Raw genomic sequence first — 14,148 nt, 5'->3', positions numbered from 1 at the left:
GCAGATTTTAGCTTGTCATAATCATTATTATCGGCGTTAACATGCCGCCAGTCAGGAGGCGGTTTTCGCGCCTGTGGTCGTTGTTGTGTGGCTAGTTGGCGGCTGCGTACGCGTCCATCACGTCGGCGGGAATGCGCCCGCGGTCGGAGACGTCGTAGCCATTCTCGCGAGCCCATTCGCGAATCGCCTTGGTGTCTGTAGGCGAGGTCTTTCCCGTGGTCTTGCGCGCAGCTTTGGTCTTAGCGCCGGTCACTCGGTGGCCAGCCTCGATGTACGGCGCAATGGTCTGGCGAAAAGCCTCGGCGTTGTCGTCGCTGAGATCGATGGAGTATTCCTTGCCCTCGAAGGCGAACGAGAGAGTGTTCGCGGTTTCGCCTAGGTCGGACCCGTCGATGTCGTCGGTGTATCTGACCTGGAAGTGCTGAGCCATAGATCTGTCCAATCTTGATGCGTCAACTGCTGGGGTGAATTATGCCCGCTGCGGCAAGTCGCGTCGGTGAACCCTGAAAGCCCCAACCGCCCAGTCCGAACGCAAAGAGGCGCGGTAAGCCGCCTACGAGCCGACCGCGGGTCGTGGCTGCTGGTGCGCTAGCAACCACGACGGCCGTCGGGGGTTGCTGAATGGTGGCATTTGAGTAGCATTGGTGGTGCTGGGCAGTGTGCCCGTAGTCGTCTACCGCCGTGATTGGCGGTACTTGCGAGTGCTGTTGGAGGAGGTTCGGGCGATGGCCGTGGTGGATCAGGCGATCTTGGCGCATACCGAGACCATGAAGCTGTCGAGCGCGGAGTTGGCGCGTCAGCTGGTGCAGCATCTCGGGCCGACGGTGGTGGCGGTGGCCGCGGGTGTGCGCGACAAGAAGCTGCCGTACAAATGGTCGGCCGACGGCGGTCCGGTGCCGCGGGATGGCGCGTTGCAGCGGCTCCAGGTGGCCCACCGGGCGTGGGTGGCGATCGCGACGTCCGAGGGCGCCGACGTCGCCCGGGCATGGTTCATCGGCGCGAACCCCAGGTTGGATGAGCAGCCGCCGTTCATGGCGATCGCGGCGGGCAAGTTCAAGCCGGTGATGAGTGCTGCCGCGGCGTTCGTCGACGGTACCGACAACTAAAACTCGCCCCGTGGCCCTGGCCTGCGGGCCGGCCCGACGAGCGGTGAAGGGCCACCTAAGGTGGTCCGGGTGAGTATGAGCACCGGTAGAGGATGCCGCCTGTGACAGGCGAGGTCACGGTCTGCGAGAACACGGGACTGGCGCTGCGCCCGGCCGGCGGCCAGTGCGTTTGTCGGTTGGCTAAACCTTCCTATGGGGTGCTCAATCCGCCGGCCAGGGGCGTGAGTAGCAGCGAGGACCGGGCGGGGTGGAACCGTTTCGATTTGCCCGGCGAGCAGACCATCTATTGCGCCAGTAGCGCCGAGGGCGCGTACGGCGAGTTGCTGGGCGCGTTGAAGGTCGGTGGCCCCTACCGGGCGCAGGAGTATCTCGATGATCCGGGCGCCGATGATCTCTACGCCTTGATCGCACGCGACTGGAACGATCTGGGGGTTCGGCCACCCGGCGTGGTCGACATCCACTGGTTGTACGCCCACCGCCTGTACACGGTGGCACTGCCGGCATCGGGATGGTTCGTGGAGATCGAACACGCACGCACCATCACCTACCTGGCCTCGCATATCCCGCTGTCACTGTGGGAGCGAGGGATCGACGAGATCACCGTCGCGCAGACGCGAAGCGGGGACCGTTATCTGACGACCGAACTGGCCGCCACGCTGGCAGCCGCCCCCCTCGCCGGCGGCGTACAGGCGCTGGGTATCCACTACTACTCCAAACACGGCACGCACTGGTCCTGCTGGGCGGTGTGGCTGCGCGAGGGCGTCGCCGGGGCTCTGGACGCAGGCCCGGGCCAGCCGGTCGCGCCGCCGGCCGACAATGCCGCATTGGCAGCCGTGCTGGACATCTACAACCTCACCGCCCGATAGCCTCAGCCCCACGCGCCGCCCGCCGCCCGCGGCCGCATCTGGCTCGTCGCCGCAGGCGTCCGCACCGACGGACACCCCTCCCCCACGGCCGCCGCGCCACCCCTCGTATGGACTACCCACCGAACGCGGGCTGCGGTAACGTCGGTAACTAGAAACGGTACCGGTTACCCGTTACCGTGTACCCGAACCGGAGGGACTGTCATGTCGACGTCGGAGAAGATTGCTCGCGCCTATGGGGTGCTCCTCGCGCGGGGCGAGAAGGTCACCGTGCGGGCCGTGCAGCGCGAAGCGGGGGTGCGGATCGGCGAGGTGGCCGCGTGGATGCGCGAGCATGCCGGCGGGGCGGCCGGGGATGTGCCGCCGGCGCCGGATTTGTCGGAGGCAATGTCGGCGATGGTGGCCTCGGTGTGGGCTGCGGCGTGGAAGCGGGCCGCGGAGCAGGCGGACGAGGCGACCGCGGTGGCGCTCGATGCTGCTCGCGCGGGCGAGGCCCACGCCCTAGAGGCAGCCGAGCAGGCTGCCGCAGAGCGTGACGAGGCAGTCGCATCCCGCGACCGCGCACTCGGCGAGCTCGAGGGAATGCGCGGCGAGCTCGAGCAGCTGCGCGGCCAGCTCGAGGAAACGCGCCAGGACGCCGCCGTCGCACGCACCAAGGCCGAGGAGTCCGACCGGGCACGGGTCCGGGCGGAGGCAACCTCAGACACACTGCGGGAGGTCCTGGACTCGCTGCGCGAGGCCGCCCGCACGCCGGACCGGCCGGGCGAGTCCTAGCGGAGCTCGCCAGGGCACGTGGGGCACTGACTGTCGGGGGGAGAAGTCACACTGACAGTAGGTCGACCGAAAACAGGTCGGCACGAGCCGCGCCCACGAATGGGTGCTCTGCTGCGAGCAGACGACGGCAAGGAGGAGTCCTGATGTGGGATCTGACCACGGCGCTGCAGGCTACCGCGGTGGTCGCTGGCGGCGCCTTGGCCGTGCCTCCGGTCGCGCGCGGGGCCGGTGGGTTCTGCGCATTGATTGGGCTGCTCGGTGTGCTGCAAGGCCGTACGTGGGCGCCGACGGTCGCGGCGCTGGGGCTGTTGGCGTGGTTCGTGGGTCATTGGTCGTTCGCGGTGCGACACGATGTGCGCTATCGGTCGGCGATGGCGCTGTGGGTGATCGATAGGACCCCGCTGCGGTGGACGATCCCGCGGTACTGGCAGCTGCGCCGGCAACGTCGAAAAACAGTGGCCTGCTGACACATCCTGACCGGTCCGCCAACGACATATGGCCCCGCCGCCTGCGAGGCCATCTCTGCGGACGACTGTACTTCCAAGCTCTAGAACAGCGGCGGCGTGTTGGGGGGCGCGGCGTTGCCACAGGCGCGGGAGTACGCGCGCGCGTCCCAGCCGGAGGCGAGTGCGTCTCGCACGGCTAGGGACCGGGCGTGGCGGTTGGTGTGTTGGTCGGGGTTGCGGATGGCTCCGGTGCGACCACACGCGACGGCGTAGCGCAGGTTTGCTGACTGGGTAGAGGCGACGACATGCCCCGGGTCGACACGCACGCACAGGGGTTCGTTGCAGCGGTGTTCGGCCACCACGCCATCGGCCAGTTGGCCGGCGAGCAGGAGTGCGAATCGGTGCCCGGACTCGGTGCGACTGACCCCACCCGACCTCCACGTCAGGCGGGTGTAGCCGTCGACGCCACTGATCGCTGCAATGTGAAACCAGCACCCGTCTCCGGGTGCTTTGACCACGCGGGACCAGAACGCGTCGATCGCTGCCTGAGTGGGTGGCAGGGTCGCGCTATAGGGACGCGACCGCCGCGCCGAGCCAGCCGGGACGGGAGCCGGCGCGATCAATTCCAGGCCCGGCAGAGGAATGTCCACGTCTGCGGGACTGGTGCGCGGGTCAGTGTGACTGGGCACCGTTGTGGTCCGAGGTCGTGTCCGACGGCTGCTCGTCAGTCGTCTCCGGCGTCTCGACCCCGGTGGCGGTGCGGTCCTTCGCGGCGCGGATCGCCGCGCCGACCTCACGGGCGGACAGTCCGGTCATCTCGGCCAAATCCGCCTGGGCAACGCCGAGGTCCTTCAGCTCGATCAGCGCCTCCCCCAGGGCGACCTCTGCATCCTGGCGGGCGTCGATCGCGGAGAACACCGCCACGAGCTTGGACTCGCGCTTGCGCGCCCGCTCCAACTCGTCCGCCATCGCCTGGCGGGCACGAGCCCGCGCGGACTGGGAACGCGAATCAGTCTTCGTAGCCATGGGCCAAACCCTAGAGCACCCCTACGACACCCGCGAGCACCAACCACTCCCCCATCCCACCACCTCGTCGCTCACACTGGCCCCCGTAGATCCGCCACCGTCGTGGCCAGACCCAACACTCGCTGGCGCTCGCTCAAACCGCCACACACAGTAGGCACTACGAGTGAACGACGGGAACCTGCTGGTCACAGCGCCGTGCGCTGTGACGCATAGACGCGCGGATTCGGTCCGCATACGCTGGTGGGTGTGATGAGCCTTCGAGCGGTGCACGCCGGTACTGGATACCAGTACCTGCTGCGCTCGGTCGCCACTCACGACGCCGACCCGCAAGGCATGGCCCTGTCGGACTACTACGCCGCCAAGGGCACCCCACCCGGCGCATGGATCGGGCGCGGGCTCGACGGATTGGAATCGGACAACGCGATCGCGGGGGCGGTCGTCACCGAAGCGCAGATGGCGGCTCTGTACGGCGAGGGCCTGCACCCAGATACCGACCAGATGATGGCCGACGGCCGCAGCCTGTCGGCCTGCAAGCTCGGCCGATCCTTCCCCATCTACACCGGTGGGGTCGACGTCCTGGAGGCCATCGCTGCCGCGGAAAAGACGTTCCTCGCTGTCGAAGGGCGGCGCCCCACCGCCGATGAACGAGGACAGATCGCCGAGGGGGTCGCGCGCCCGTTCTATACCGAGAAGTTCGGTTACGAACACGCCTCTGGCAAGGATGTCATCGCCTGGGTCAACCGGGAACGCGACCAGGTGCGCCAGGCGGTTGCAGGGTTCGATTTCACGTTCTCTCCGGTGAAAAGTGTCAGCGTCCTGTGGGCGCTGGCCGACGAGCAGACTGCCTCCCAAGTGGCCGCCCTGCATCACGAAGCCGTGGCCGAAGCACTGGCCTGGGCCGAGGACAACGCGATCTACACGCGCGTCGGGACCGGCGGTATCAAGCAGGTCACAACCGGCGGGATCATCGCCTCGGCGTTCACCCATTTTGATACCCGGTGCGGGGACCCGGACCTGCACTCCCACGTCCTTGTGGCCAACAAGGTCCAAGGCCCTGACGGGCGGTGGCTGTCGCTGGACTCTCGCGCGATCCATCAGATGCACCAAGCCATTTCCGCTCGGTATGACGCGATCCTGCACGACAAGCTCACCCGCCGAATGGGCGTGGAGTTCCAGGCCAACTACCCGCACCCGGACAAGGCGCCCATCTGGGAGATCTCTGGCATCGACCGCCGCCTGATCGACGCCTTCTCCTCCCGCCGAGCCCTGGCACGACCGGTCTATGACCGACTGGTGTCGGAGTACGTGGCGGCCAATGGCCGGCAGCCTTCCCAGCGGGCGTCCTACGCCCTGTGGCAGAAGGCCATCCTCGACACCCGCGACGCCAAGAAGCCCGCCCAATCTCTGGCCGAGCACCGCGCCACCTGGCGTGAGATGGCCGAGAAAGTCGTCGGCACGCACGCGGTGGACCGCGTGGTTGGCGAGGTCACCGGGCAGGGCCGGAGCCAGGTGTCGCGGGAACTATTCGACGCCCAGGTCCACTCCCGGCAGGTGGCCGAGCAGGCGGTGGCGGCAGTGACCGCACGCCGGGCTCAGTTCCGCCGTTCCCACATCGACACCGCCGTATCGACCGCGCTCAAGGGCTACCGATTCGAGGGCCCCGAGGCCCTGGACCGGGCGCACGAGGAGGTCATGTCCACCGCCATGGGAGAACTCGTCGTCGAGCTGACCCCGCCGGAGATTCTGGACCTTCCCAGCCCTCTTATCGGGCCAAACGGGGCTGGTGTGGACCGGCACGCCAACGCCGAGAAGTACACCACCCAGGCAGTGCTGGCCGCCGAGACCGCCACCCTGGAGGCGACTCGAACCCCGGTTGCTGTGATCGCCACCCGCGCCGACCTCGACCGAGCGCTGAAGACGCACGAGGACGCCGAGGGTTGGTCCCTCAATGCCGGCCAGACCGCTCTGGCGCAGCACCTCATCGGTGCCGGAACGCTCCTGGCCGCCGGGGTGGGGCCGGCCGGGACCGGCAAGACCGCATCTATGAAAGTCGTGGCCCGCACCTGGCAACAAACCGGCCGGTCGGTTATCGGCCTTGCTCCCTCCGCGGCAGCGGCCAGCGTCCTCGCAGGCGACATCGGCACCGACTGTCACACTATCGACTCTCTGACCTTCACCTGGATGGGCAAGCACCCCACCCTGCCCGGAAAGACTCTCGACGCGTTGCCCGTGATGATCCGCCCTGGCGACATGCTTCTGGTCGATGAAGCGGGCATGGCCAGCACCGAAAACCTGGCCGCGCTGACTGAGATCGCCGCCGAATCTGGGGCCATCCTCCGCCTGATCGGCGACCCCAAGCAGCTCGCTGCTGTCGAGACTGGCGGTCTGTTCGCCGACCTGGCCCGCACCCCAGGGACAGTCGAGCTCCGAGAGGTGATGCGCATGGGCTCAGACACCGACCAAGCCGACGCGACCCTCGCCCTTCGCGAAGGCGATCCCGGCGCGCTGGCCCTCTACAACGAGCGCGGATGGATCACCGGAGGACACCGGGAGCAGATGCTCACCGAAGCCGCTCAGGCGTTCCTGGCCGACACCAAGGCGGGCCGCCAGGCACTGATCATCGCCTCCACCAACGCCGACGTCGACACCCTCAACGAAGTGATCCGAGCCGATCGCATCGCCGACGGACTAGTCGACGACGCACACACCACCAGGGTCGCTCGCGGCGACACCGTTGGTGTCGGCGACACCGTCATCGCCCGCACCAACTCCACGCTGTATTCCGATGACCGCACCTACCTCGGACGGGTCATCAACGGACAGTTGTTCACCGTCACCGGCATCACCGATGATGGCTCACTGGCAGTACGGGACACCTCCACCGGCCAAGACATGCTCATCCCCGCCAGCTACGCCGACAAGAGCATCCACCTCGGCTACGCCGCCACCATCCACCGCGCCCAGGGCGCCACCGTCGATACCGTCCACGCCGTCATCGACGCTGGCGTGGACCGTGCCGGCCTGTATGTCGCCATGACCCGCGGCAGACGAGAAAACCGCGCCTACGCCGTGTGCGAACCCACCCTCGACACGGGCGCCGAAGACGCCCACATGCACTCCGCCGGCGACCACCAAGCCCCGACCGCTGCAGAGGTGCTGACTGGCGTTCTGGCCCGCGAGACGCACCAGGCCTCGGCCACCGAAACCCTGCGCCAGGAATACGCGGCCGCCACCAGCGACGAACGGCTCGCCCAGCTCTACCGCCACGGCGTGGACCTCGCCGCCCGCGATTTTGCCGCCGCCACCCTCCCGGCCTACATCGACGCGCTCCCCCGTGCCTACGCCCACCAGCTCGAGGCAGACCCCGACCAGTACCAGGCCCTGGAAGGCGCGTGGACCGAAGCAGCAACCAGGGGCCTCGACCCCCGCGAGGAATGGGACAACGCCACCGACACCCTCGACACTGCCGAGAAGCCCGGCTCTGTCATCGCCCACCGGATACGTCACGCGGCCCGCGAGTCCACCGACACCGCAGCGTTGCCCACTCCCCCACCGGCGACCCCGGGATGCGATACCGAACTGGCCATCTGGCTTGCAGAGACCCATCGCGTCCTCACCTCAGGTCCTGTGGCCACGGCGGTAGCCCGTGCAGCTTCCTTCACTGCCGAGGACTTTGTCGCCTCCTACCTCGCATCCCGGTCCGCAGAACACGAACCCGGCCCGGACACCCATCCCACGACGAGCTCGCCATGGCCATCTGCCGACTCCTCCCCCGACCTGTGGTGACTCGCCCCTGCTCGTTCGGCGCCAGTGGTCAGGCTGCGGTAGTGCGGGCCCATTGGTGGGGTGCGAGCAGCATGTCGGGGGCGGGCAGTGCCGCGCGGGCTGCGGCGACCAGTTCCCACCAGCTGTCGGGATCGGCCTCGCGATGGAGATCTTGGGCAGCCATCGCCGCGCCCCAGGTGGTGGCTGATACTGGCGGGCCGGTCGAGGTGGCGCCGTAGGCCAGGGCGATGTCGGTTGGGTGGGTCTGTTCAGCCTCAGCAGGATCGGGGAATTCGCCCCACTCGGCCAGCGCGTCGGAGCGCTGCGGTTGGTGTCGTGTGGTGAACCACCACACGAACACCGCCGAATGCAGTCGGTACAGGCGCACCCGATCGGCGTGCGCACCATCGACACCAGCAGCAACGGCCGCTCGCGCTAACCGCGACCGACTCCGGTACACGCGGCCATCAGCGGTGCACAGACCCAGAGAGCGCAGTGCGCGCAGTTTGCTGCGCACCGTCGCCGGGCAGATGCCGAGTCTGGCCGCCAGCTCACGCACCGACAGGCGGCCAGAGGCCAGTTGTGTCCACACGCGCATGCCCAACACCCCCAGGGGGCGGGCATGCCAGATGTCCTCTCGGGCGCATTCGAGCTCAGCGTCAAGCTTGCTCTGCATCTCTGGGGTAAATACTGCGCCACTTCTTCGCTCCCCACCCCCGGGTCTTACGATCTGCCACACTGCCGCCCAGGGGCCGGCTGCTCGCTGCACGCGGGCGACCCACCCCTGCTGGACAAGCGCTTTCAGCCGGTCGGCGACGGTGTCTCTGGTCAGACCTGCGGCCAGGGCCCAGTCGCGCTCGGACAGGTGCACCTCCGCTGTCGCGGCTGCGACGGTGCGGGCTGCCAGTGCCAGGAGCACGAGGCGGTCTTGGGCTCCGGTCTTGCCGGACCACCGGTGGGGTTGGGAGTCCATGCGGGTGAGCAGGTCGGCGACAGTGGTCTCGGCAGCGCGGCGGGCGGGCGAGGGTCCTGCAGTGCTGGACTGGGTGTAGCTGGCTGCGGTGACGGCTTTGGCCCACTGGCGGGCCAACTCGGCGGTCGCGTCTAACCGGGGGGTGCGCTCCCCTGCGTTGGTGCGGTGGGTGCGGACGAACTCCAACCCGGGCCAACGGTCAGTTAAGGCAGCCTCGTGCAGGTCGCGATACTGCATCCGGGCGTGGGCGCAGGCCAGCAGGATCGACCACCCCACCGCGGAGGCATCCGTGCGGTCGGTGATCGGGGCGCGGGCAAGGGCACGAATCTGTGGGTTCAGGGGTCGTTTGGGCCCGGCCAGGTATGGATGGCCTTGCACATCGACGTGCACAGGAACCGGGGCGATCCCAGCCTCGGTGGCTGAGGCGCCCTTGCTCTGAGGGGGTTGTGTCAGCTGCGTGAGAACTGTGCGCAAGGCCCGCAGGGACACCGGCCGGATATGGGGATCTGTCAGGGGCATCGATGTGCCGCCGGCGCGGTGGGGCGAGCCCGGGGCGCGGACACAACCCGTGCGCGAATTGGACAGCGGGCCCCGATCCAGCGAGGGCCACACGGCGCAGAAAGCGTCGAAGATCGGTGCCAGGCGCTGCGGGGAGACGGCGGTGCTCAGCCGGATCCACACGTGGTATCCCCCACCAGGTCCTGACGAGCACACCAGGTGCTCGATGCCCGCGGCAGTCAAGGCAGCCGTGCACGCTGCAAGGTCTTTGTCCGCGGTTGAGCCGGCATGGTGGGCGTCAAAATCCAGGGCGAGGAGCCGAAACTTGCCCGATTCATCGGCTAGGTGCAGCGCGAAAGGTGTCCCCTCCCCCGGCGCGCCGTCGGTGAGGCGCCTGGTGGCGGCGAAGGTATGCGCTTTGCGGGAGTCGACACGCACATACGGGCGCGGACTCCACGCGCACACCACAGAGTCCCACCACCAGGTGGGATCGAGAGGTATGAGGTTGTCGCGGTCAGAGCGAGACACGCCGACCGGATCGACTGGACCATCCGATGGGTATGACTTACTCTGAGAGGTGCCTGGAAGCACAGCTCTCCTAATTGGTGAGCAACACCGAGTTTGAGCGGTAACTCGAACTCTTGACTTTCGATCCCGGTCCACCTGCCAGTGGGCCGGGATCAGTCATTTCAGGGTTGCGGGGTGTTCAACTGTTGGCCGGGCGCGGGCCGGCCACCGCTTCACGCTGAAATTGCCTCCTCATCTGCAGGTGGAACTACGGCCTCGGGCAGGCCAAGATTGATGGCGGCGAGGTCAGCCAAGTATTGAGACATCGAGACGCCTCTAGACCTGGCTTCCACCCGAAGTGCCTCGTACACCTCAGGAGCCATGCGGACGGGCACGCGCATGCGCTCGCCGAATGACGGTCGCCCGGGGCCCCGCTGCTTCGTCGCCATGGGAGGAAAACTCCCACACTTGGCGCCACAAATCCTATCGACACGCCTAGGTGAGGTGGAGTTTTTGGCGCCGCCTACGGCTCTGTCGGCGGTCAGCGGCTGCGGCACACCAGCAGCGGTACATACCGCAAACCCGTGAGCGGTACATACCGCAACACCATTACCCGTCTAACGGTGACTACTGATGTACCGGTATCGGTTTAGAGGTATTTCGGGGTGGCCGGCGTGGCTGGCGGACTCCTGTGCTGCAGTTTTGGTATCAAGGTGATGACCACAATTGGTACAGCGGTATCGCGGTATAAAAGGATTGAGGTGTAGCGGGTTTTGAAGATTGCGGTAGTTAACACCAAGGGTGGCGTCGGTAAGACGACCACCGCCATTTACCTAGCGACGGTCGCGAGCGCGCAGGGCAAGTCGACTGAGTTGCTAGACGCGGACCCTCAGGGGTCGGCCACTAGTTGGGCTGAGATTGCGACGGAGGGGAGTGCGCCTTTGCCGTTTCAAGTCTCGCCCGCGAACAAGATCACGCTTTCGCGCGCATCTAGTAGCGACATCACAGTGATCGACACGCCTCCGGGTGCTGCTGACATCATTCAGGCCGCGATCGATGCGGCTGATGTTGTCGTGGTCCCCACTGCGCCGTCTGGGTTGGACCTCCAGCGCGTCTGGCCGACGTTGGAGGCTGCTGCACATAAGCCAGCTGGCGTCCTTCTCACGAGCGTTGAGCTCGGCACTAAGCTGCTCGAGCTCACAAAGGAGGCCCTTGAATCGGAAGGGGTGTTCGTATTCGAGAATGTGATTGGGAAGCGACAGGCGATACGCCAGTCATTCGGCACATGTCCAACAAGCTTCTTCGGCTATCGAGACTTGATGGACGAGATCGTTGAGGTGACTAAATGAGTGGTAAATCGGAACCGGTGAGCCGTAGTTTGCGCCCACGGGCCGCAGCTCCCATCCGGCCGGTCTCGGAAACGTTCTCTGCTTCTGAACCCGCACGTCCGGCCGGTCCTCGGCGTACGAAGACATCTTTAGCGCTTGATGTTGAGGTGTACCGGAGAGCGAAGATCGCGGCCATCCAACAAGGGGAGACCGTGTCTGAGTTTATCGAGGCAGCTATTCGAAACGCACTTCCTGAGTAGTTTCGCTAGAGGTAAACACCGTCGTCGGTTAATACGGATCGAGGTATATACCGCTGATGGTGTCGGGCGCCGAAGAGATCGTGCTTCTCAGGCTGGTAGGCAAGTCCGGTGCGAGCAACGAGCACGGGTGCCTAGCCGCGTGACGAGCCCGCCCTGTGATGAGGGGGGGCAATCAGCGTCTGAACTGCGAACTTTCCATGTTCGCGTTCGCCGGCACTTGTGGGTGGGTCCGATTGATGGTTGGCCGTGCTGCCGGTCGTGCCGGCCGGAGCTGCTCCTGTTGTCCTGGGTCGCCTCCCCGCTGACAGAACTCTTGGTGGCCGGGCTGCGTTGCTCCCACGGGTGTTCCCGCATATCGGCGCAGTCGGTGACTGGATGATTTTCATGCCGTTAGTGGGCCGCCCTGGGTGGCGTCGAGGCCCTGGGTAACGAGCAGCTCTAGCAGCTTCGGCTTGTCTGCTTAGGCGTTGGATCCTGCCATCGTGAGCCGTGCCGGCTGCGGATTGTCGGAACGCGACTTATCGGCGCTTTGGACCTGGCGGCGGTTAGCTACAAGGAGCGCGGAAACGAGACCGGCCAGGGGTTAACGCCTGTCGTCGGTTGTCTCAGCCATTCGCTCCGATCACCTGCGAACGGTCAAATAAGAGGGTGGCATCCCCGTTGGCCCCAGTTGAGCTGCCCGAAGTCGGTCGGGACGAGTCGCTTTCCGGTGAAGTTGGCGTTGAGTTCGGGATCAAGGACGCCGTCGAACTCCCACACGACTTGACTCTTGCCATCCGCCGGGTCGAGGGAAACCCAGCTATGGGCCCGGTACACCGCACGAACGACATCATGAGCCACGACGAAGATCGGCAAATCAGGGGTGGACCGGAGGTCAGCCCTAACTGACCAGGCGCGGCGGGCTACCTCATAGATCGTATCCGGGTCGTCGGTGGCGCCGGCGCCATTGACCTTGAGGACGAGACTGGGTCTCGGCAGCTCCGGAGCTGGCTCAGCGCCAAGCTGAAGTGCGATCTCCTCGGCTCGGGTGTCGGGGTGGTTGAACCCGGTAAAGGCGGGATCCCGGCAGCGGCCTATCTGCCGTCGATGTCGGAGTACGCGATCTGGCGCAGGCCGTGCCAGGCCGATGTCGTAGTGCTTCATGTGGACGCCGGGATAAGCGTTGCAATCAGTGGCCAGAAGCCGTGGTCACCGGCGAGTAGGCGTTCTCCCGCAAGACCGCCAGCTCGCCAGCACGTGGCGTGTCTGAGCCGGCCGCCGCCGGCGGCGAAGAAGCCCGGGACGAGCGGATAACGTGCAGGGCTGCGCACGGTGGGCAACAGACGGGCTGCGAGCCTCGGTGCCGCCGGTTACTCCAGCGTCCGACCGGCGCCGTCCGTCAACCGAGCACCGACCCTAGGTCAGGCCTGGCGTGGCCGGGTCACGATGTGGAGGACGCGGACGGTCTCGTCGCCCACGGCTTCCCACTTGGAGCGGATGCGGGCGGGGTAGAAAATCGTGTCTCGCGGCTTCAGGCGATGGATGGTGTCGCCCTCGATGATGACGTTGAGCTGTCCCTCGATGAGGTAGGTGGCCGCTGGTGAGGGGTAGTCGAACCACTCATTGTTGTTCTGGTCCTTGGTGAACTCCATCTCGGAGATCTCGAAGGAGTGCTGTTCGGAGCCGCCGACCAATCGAACCGGGACACTGGACTGCTCAGTGCCGGCGACGATGCGGCCCTCCTCGGCTCGGATGACGGTCGCGCCAGGCTGCGGGGCGACGGCTGGGAGGAGGTCGCCGGGGGTGATGTTCAGGGCGGTGGCGATCCGGTAGAGGCTCAGCATGGAGGGTGAGGCGTTGCCGCTCTCGATCTTGCTGAGGAAGGGCTGCTTCATGCCGGCGGCGTCGGCGAGCTCGCGCATCAGGAGACCGCGCTCGGTTCGCCAGTACTTCACGCGCTCGCCGACGGCCTGAGCAACGGCGTCGGAGACGGCTTCCTCGGATTCCATGAGAACGAACTCCCGGGCTCGGGCGGGGACGACGGGCGACGGTGCCTGCAACATCGACTTCTCTCTACGGACTGCGGTGCCCAGCGGGCGTCAGAAGTCTACCGACCTGTCTCACTGCCACGGTGCGCGCGAGGGCTCTGGCGTCGTTGACAGAGGCCTCGCCCGCACCGTGGGCTGACTCAGGCGGACTTGTTGATCCGGAAGACGTTCTTCTCGGGGTCGAGCAGCACCGCCTGCCAGGCGTCGTAGTAGGTCCGGAAAGGTTCCTTGCGGTAGGTCGCGCCCGCTGCGACGGCGGCTGCGGCGAGGGTGTCGACGGCCTCCTCGGAGTCGACCTCGAAGGTCCAGAACGACGGCGCGGAGGCCGACAGGTCGCTCTCGGGCAGGTTGAGCAGCTCGTAGGCGACGGGGGTGTTGAAGCCGAGGATGGTTCCTCCGAGCTGGAGGGCCCGGAAGTAGTCGCCCTCGAGGTAGGTGACGTGGTCCAGGCCGAAGAGCTCGGCGTAGAAGTTGGAGACCTCGTCGACGTCTTGGCAGACCAGGGTCACGAACGAGAGCGCGACACCGGCCTTGGTGTCGGGGTTGGCGTCGGGGACTGTCTCGGTGTTCACGTC

The 14,148-nt window shown here is 66.6% G+C and carries 13 protein-coding genes; 6 read left to right on the top strand and 7 right to left on the bottom strand.

Translation table 11 applies throughout. From position 1 onward, the window contains the following. Window positions 1–91: 91 nt before the first annotated feature. Entirely contained in the window at window positions 92–430 is a 339-nt protein-coding gene (locus H483_RS24375) for an Lsr2 family protein (RefSeq protein WP_017835892.1), read from the bottom strand. 295 nt (window positions 431–725) lie between these two features. Between H483_RS24375 and H483_RS24370 the strand changes: the two genes are divergently transcribed. From H483_RS24370 to H483_RS24355, 4 genes are all read left to right on the top strand, one after another. Continuing rightward, window positions 726–1,106: a hypothetical protein gene (locus H483_RS24370; RefSeq protein WP_017835891.1), complete on the top strand. Its 381-nt coding sequence runs from the start codon at window positions 726–728 to the stop codon at window positions 1,104–1,106. A 101-nt stretch (window positions 1,107–1,207) separates the two neighbouring features. Continuing rightward, window positions 1,208–1,972: an RES domain-containing protein gene (locus H483_RS24365; protein WP_152427866.1), complete on the top strand. Its 765-nt coding sequence runs from the start codon at window positions 1,208–1,210 to the stop codon at window positions 1,970–1,972. A 201-nt stretch (window positions 1,973–2,173) separates the two neighbouring features. After that, window positions 2,174–2,743: a DNA-binding protein gene (locus tag H483_RS24360; protein WP_017835889.1), complete on the top strand. Its 570-nt coding sequence runs from the start codon at window positions 2,174–2,176 to the stop codon at window positions 2,741–2,743. A 143-nt stretch (window positions 2,744–2,886) separates the two neighbouring features. Then, window positions 2,887–3,210, top strand: coding sequence for a hypothetical protein (locus H483_RS24355; protein WP_017835888.1), 324 nt, complete (start codon window positions 2,887–2,889; stop codon window positions 3,208–3,210). Between the two features lie 80 nt (window positions 3,211–3,290). Here the strand turns inward: H483_RS24355 and H483_RS0119155 are convergent, their stop codons facing one another. Continuing rightward, window positions 3,291–3,707 (bottom strand): hypothetical protein, encoded by a 417-nt coding sequence (locus tag H483_RS0119155; protein WP_017835887.1) that lies wholly within the window; start codon window positions 3,705–3,707, stop codon window positions 3,291–3,293. A gap of 154 nt (window positions 3,708–3,861) precedes the next feature. Further along, on the bottom strand, window positions 3,862–4,158 hold the full coding sequence (locus H483_RS24350; RefSeq protein WP_017835886.1) for a hypothetical protein: 297 nt from the start codon (window positions 4,156–4,158) through the stop codon (window positions 3,862–3,864). 306 nt (window positions 4,159–4,464) lie between these two features. Here H483_RS24350 and mobF point away from each other — a divergent pair, with 306 nt between their 5' ends. Beyond that, window positions 4,465–8,001, top strand: a complete 3,537-nt coding sequence (mobF, locus tag H483_RS24345) for a MobF family relaxase (protein ID WP_031264584.1) — start codon at window positions 4,465–4,467, stop codon at window positions 7,999–8,001. Window positions 8,002–8,029: 28 nt separating this feature from the next. Here the strand turns inward: mobF and H483_RS24340 are convergent, their stop codons facing one another. After that, window positions 8,030–9,331 carry a helix-turn-helix domain-containing protein gene (locus H483_RS24340; protein WP_152427865.1) on the bottom strand — a complete coding sequence of 434 codons (1,302 nt, stop codon included), beginning with the start codon at window positions 9,329–9,331 and terminating at the stop codon, window positions 8,030–8,032. Window positions 9,332–10,731: 1,400 nt separating this feature from the next. Between H483_RS24340 and H483_RS24335 the strand changes: the two genes are divergently transcribed. Continuing rightward, entirely contained in the window at window positions 10,732–11,307 is a 576-nt protein-coding gene (locus H483_RS24335) for a ParA family protein (RefSeq protein ID WP_007633959.1), read from the top strand. Between the two features lie 875 nt (window positions 11,308–12,182). Here H483_RS24335 and H483_RS39090 read toward each other — a convergent pair. From H483_RS39090 to H483_RS24325, 3 genes are all read right to left on the bottom strand, one after another. Further along, window positions 12,183–12,689, bottom strand: a complete 507-nt coding sequence (locus H483_RS39090) for a hypothetical protein (RefSeq protein ID WP_152427864.1) — start codon at window positions 12,687–12,689, stop codon at window positions 12,183–12,185. Between the two features lie 257 nt (window positions 12,690–12,946). Then, a complete protein-coding gene (locus tag H483_RS24330) occupies window positions 12,947–13,588 on the bottom strand; it encodes a helix-turn-helix domain-containing protein (protein ID WP_071934950.1) in 642 nt (213 codons plus the stop codon). 125 nt (window positions 13,589–13,713) lie between these two features. Further along, complete coding sequence (locus H483_RS24325) at window positions 13,714–14,145, bottom strand: VOC family protein (RefSeq protein WP_042329013.1); 432 nt, start codon at window positions 14,143–14,145, stop codon at window positions 13,714–13,716. Between the last annotated feature and the right edge of the window lie 3 nt (window positions 14,146–14,148).

Source organism: Dietzia sp. UCD-THP, from assembly GCF_000349585.1.
GTDB classification, from domain to species: Bacteria; Actinomycetota; Actinomycetes; order Mycobacteriales; family Mycobacteriaceae; genus Dietzia; species Dietzia natronolimnaea_A.
Note: the sequence above shows the minus strand (reverse complement) of the source record. Positions and strands in the feature narration are given on the sequence as shown.

Excerpts from the sequence above, each read along its gene's own strand:
- H483_RS24375 (WP_017835892.1), bottom strand. The coding sequence starts at position 430 with ATGGCTCAGCACTTCCAGGTCAGATACACCGACGACATCGACGGGTCC.
- H483_RS24370 (WP_017835891.1), top strand. The coding sequence starts at position 726 with ATGGCCGTGGTGGATCAGGCGATCTTGGCGCATACCGAGACCATGAAG.
- H483_RS24360 (WP_017835889.1), top strand. The coding sequence starts at position 2,174 with ATGTCGACGTCGGAGAAGATTGCTCGCGCCTATGGGGTGCTCCTCGCG.
- H483_RS24355 (WP_017835888.1), top strand. The coding sequence starts at position 2,887 with ATGTGGGATCTGACCACGGCGCTGCAGGCTACCGCGGTGGTCGCTGGC.
- H483_RS24350 (WP_017835886.1), bottom strand. The coding sequence starts at position 4,158 with ATGGCGGACGAGTTGGAGCGGGCGCGCAAGCGCGAGTCCAAGCTCGTG.
- mobF (WP_031264584.1), top strand. The coding sequence starts at position 4,465 with ATGAGCCTTCGAGCGGTGCACGCCGGTACTGGATACCAGTACCTGCTG.
- H483_RS39090 (WP_152427864.1), bottom strand. The coding sequence starts at position 12,689 with ATGAAGCACTACGACATCGGCCTGGCACGGCCTGCGCCAGATCGCGTA.
- H483_RS24330 (WP_071934950.1), bottom strand. The coding sequence starts at position 13,588 with ATGTTGCAGGCACCGTCGCCCGTCGTCCCCGCCCGAGCCCGGGAGTTC.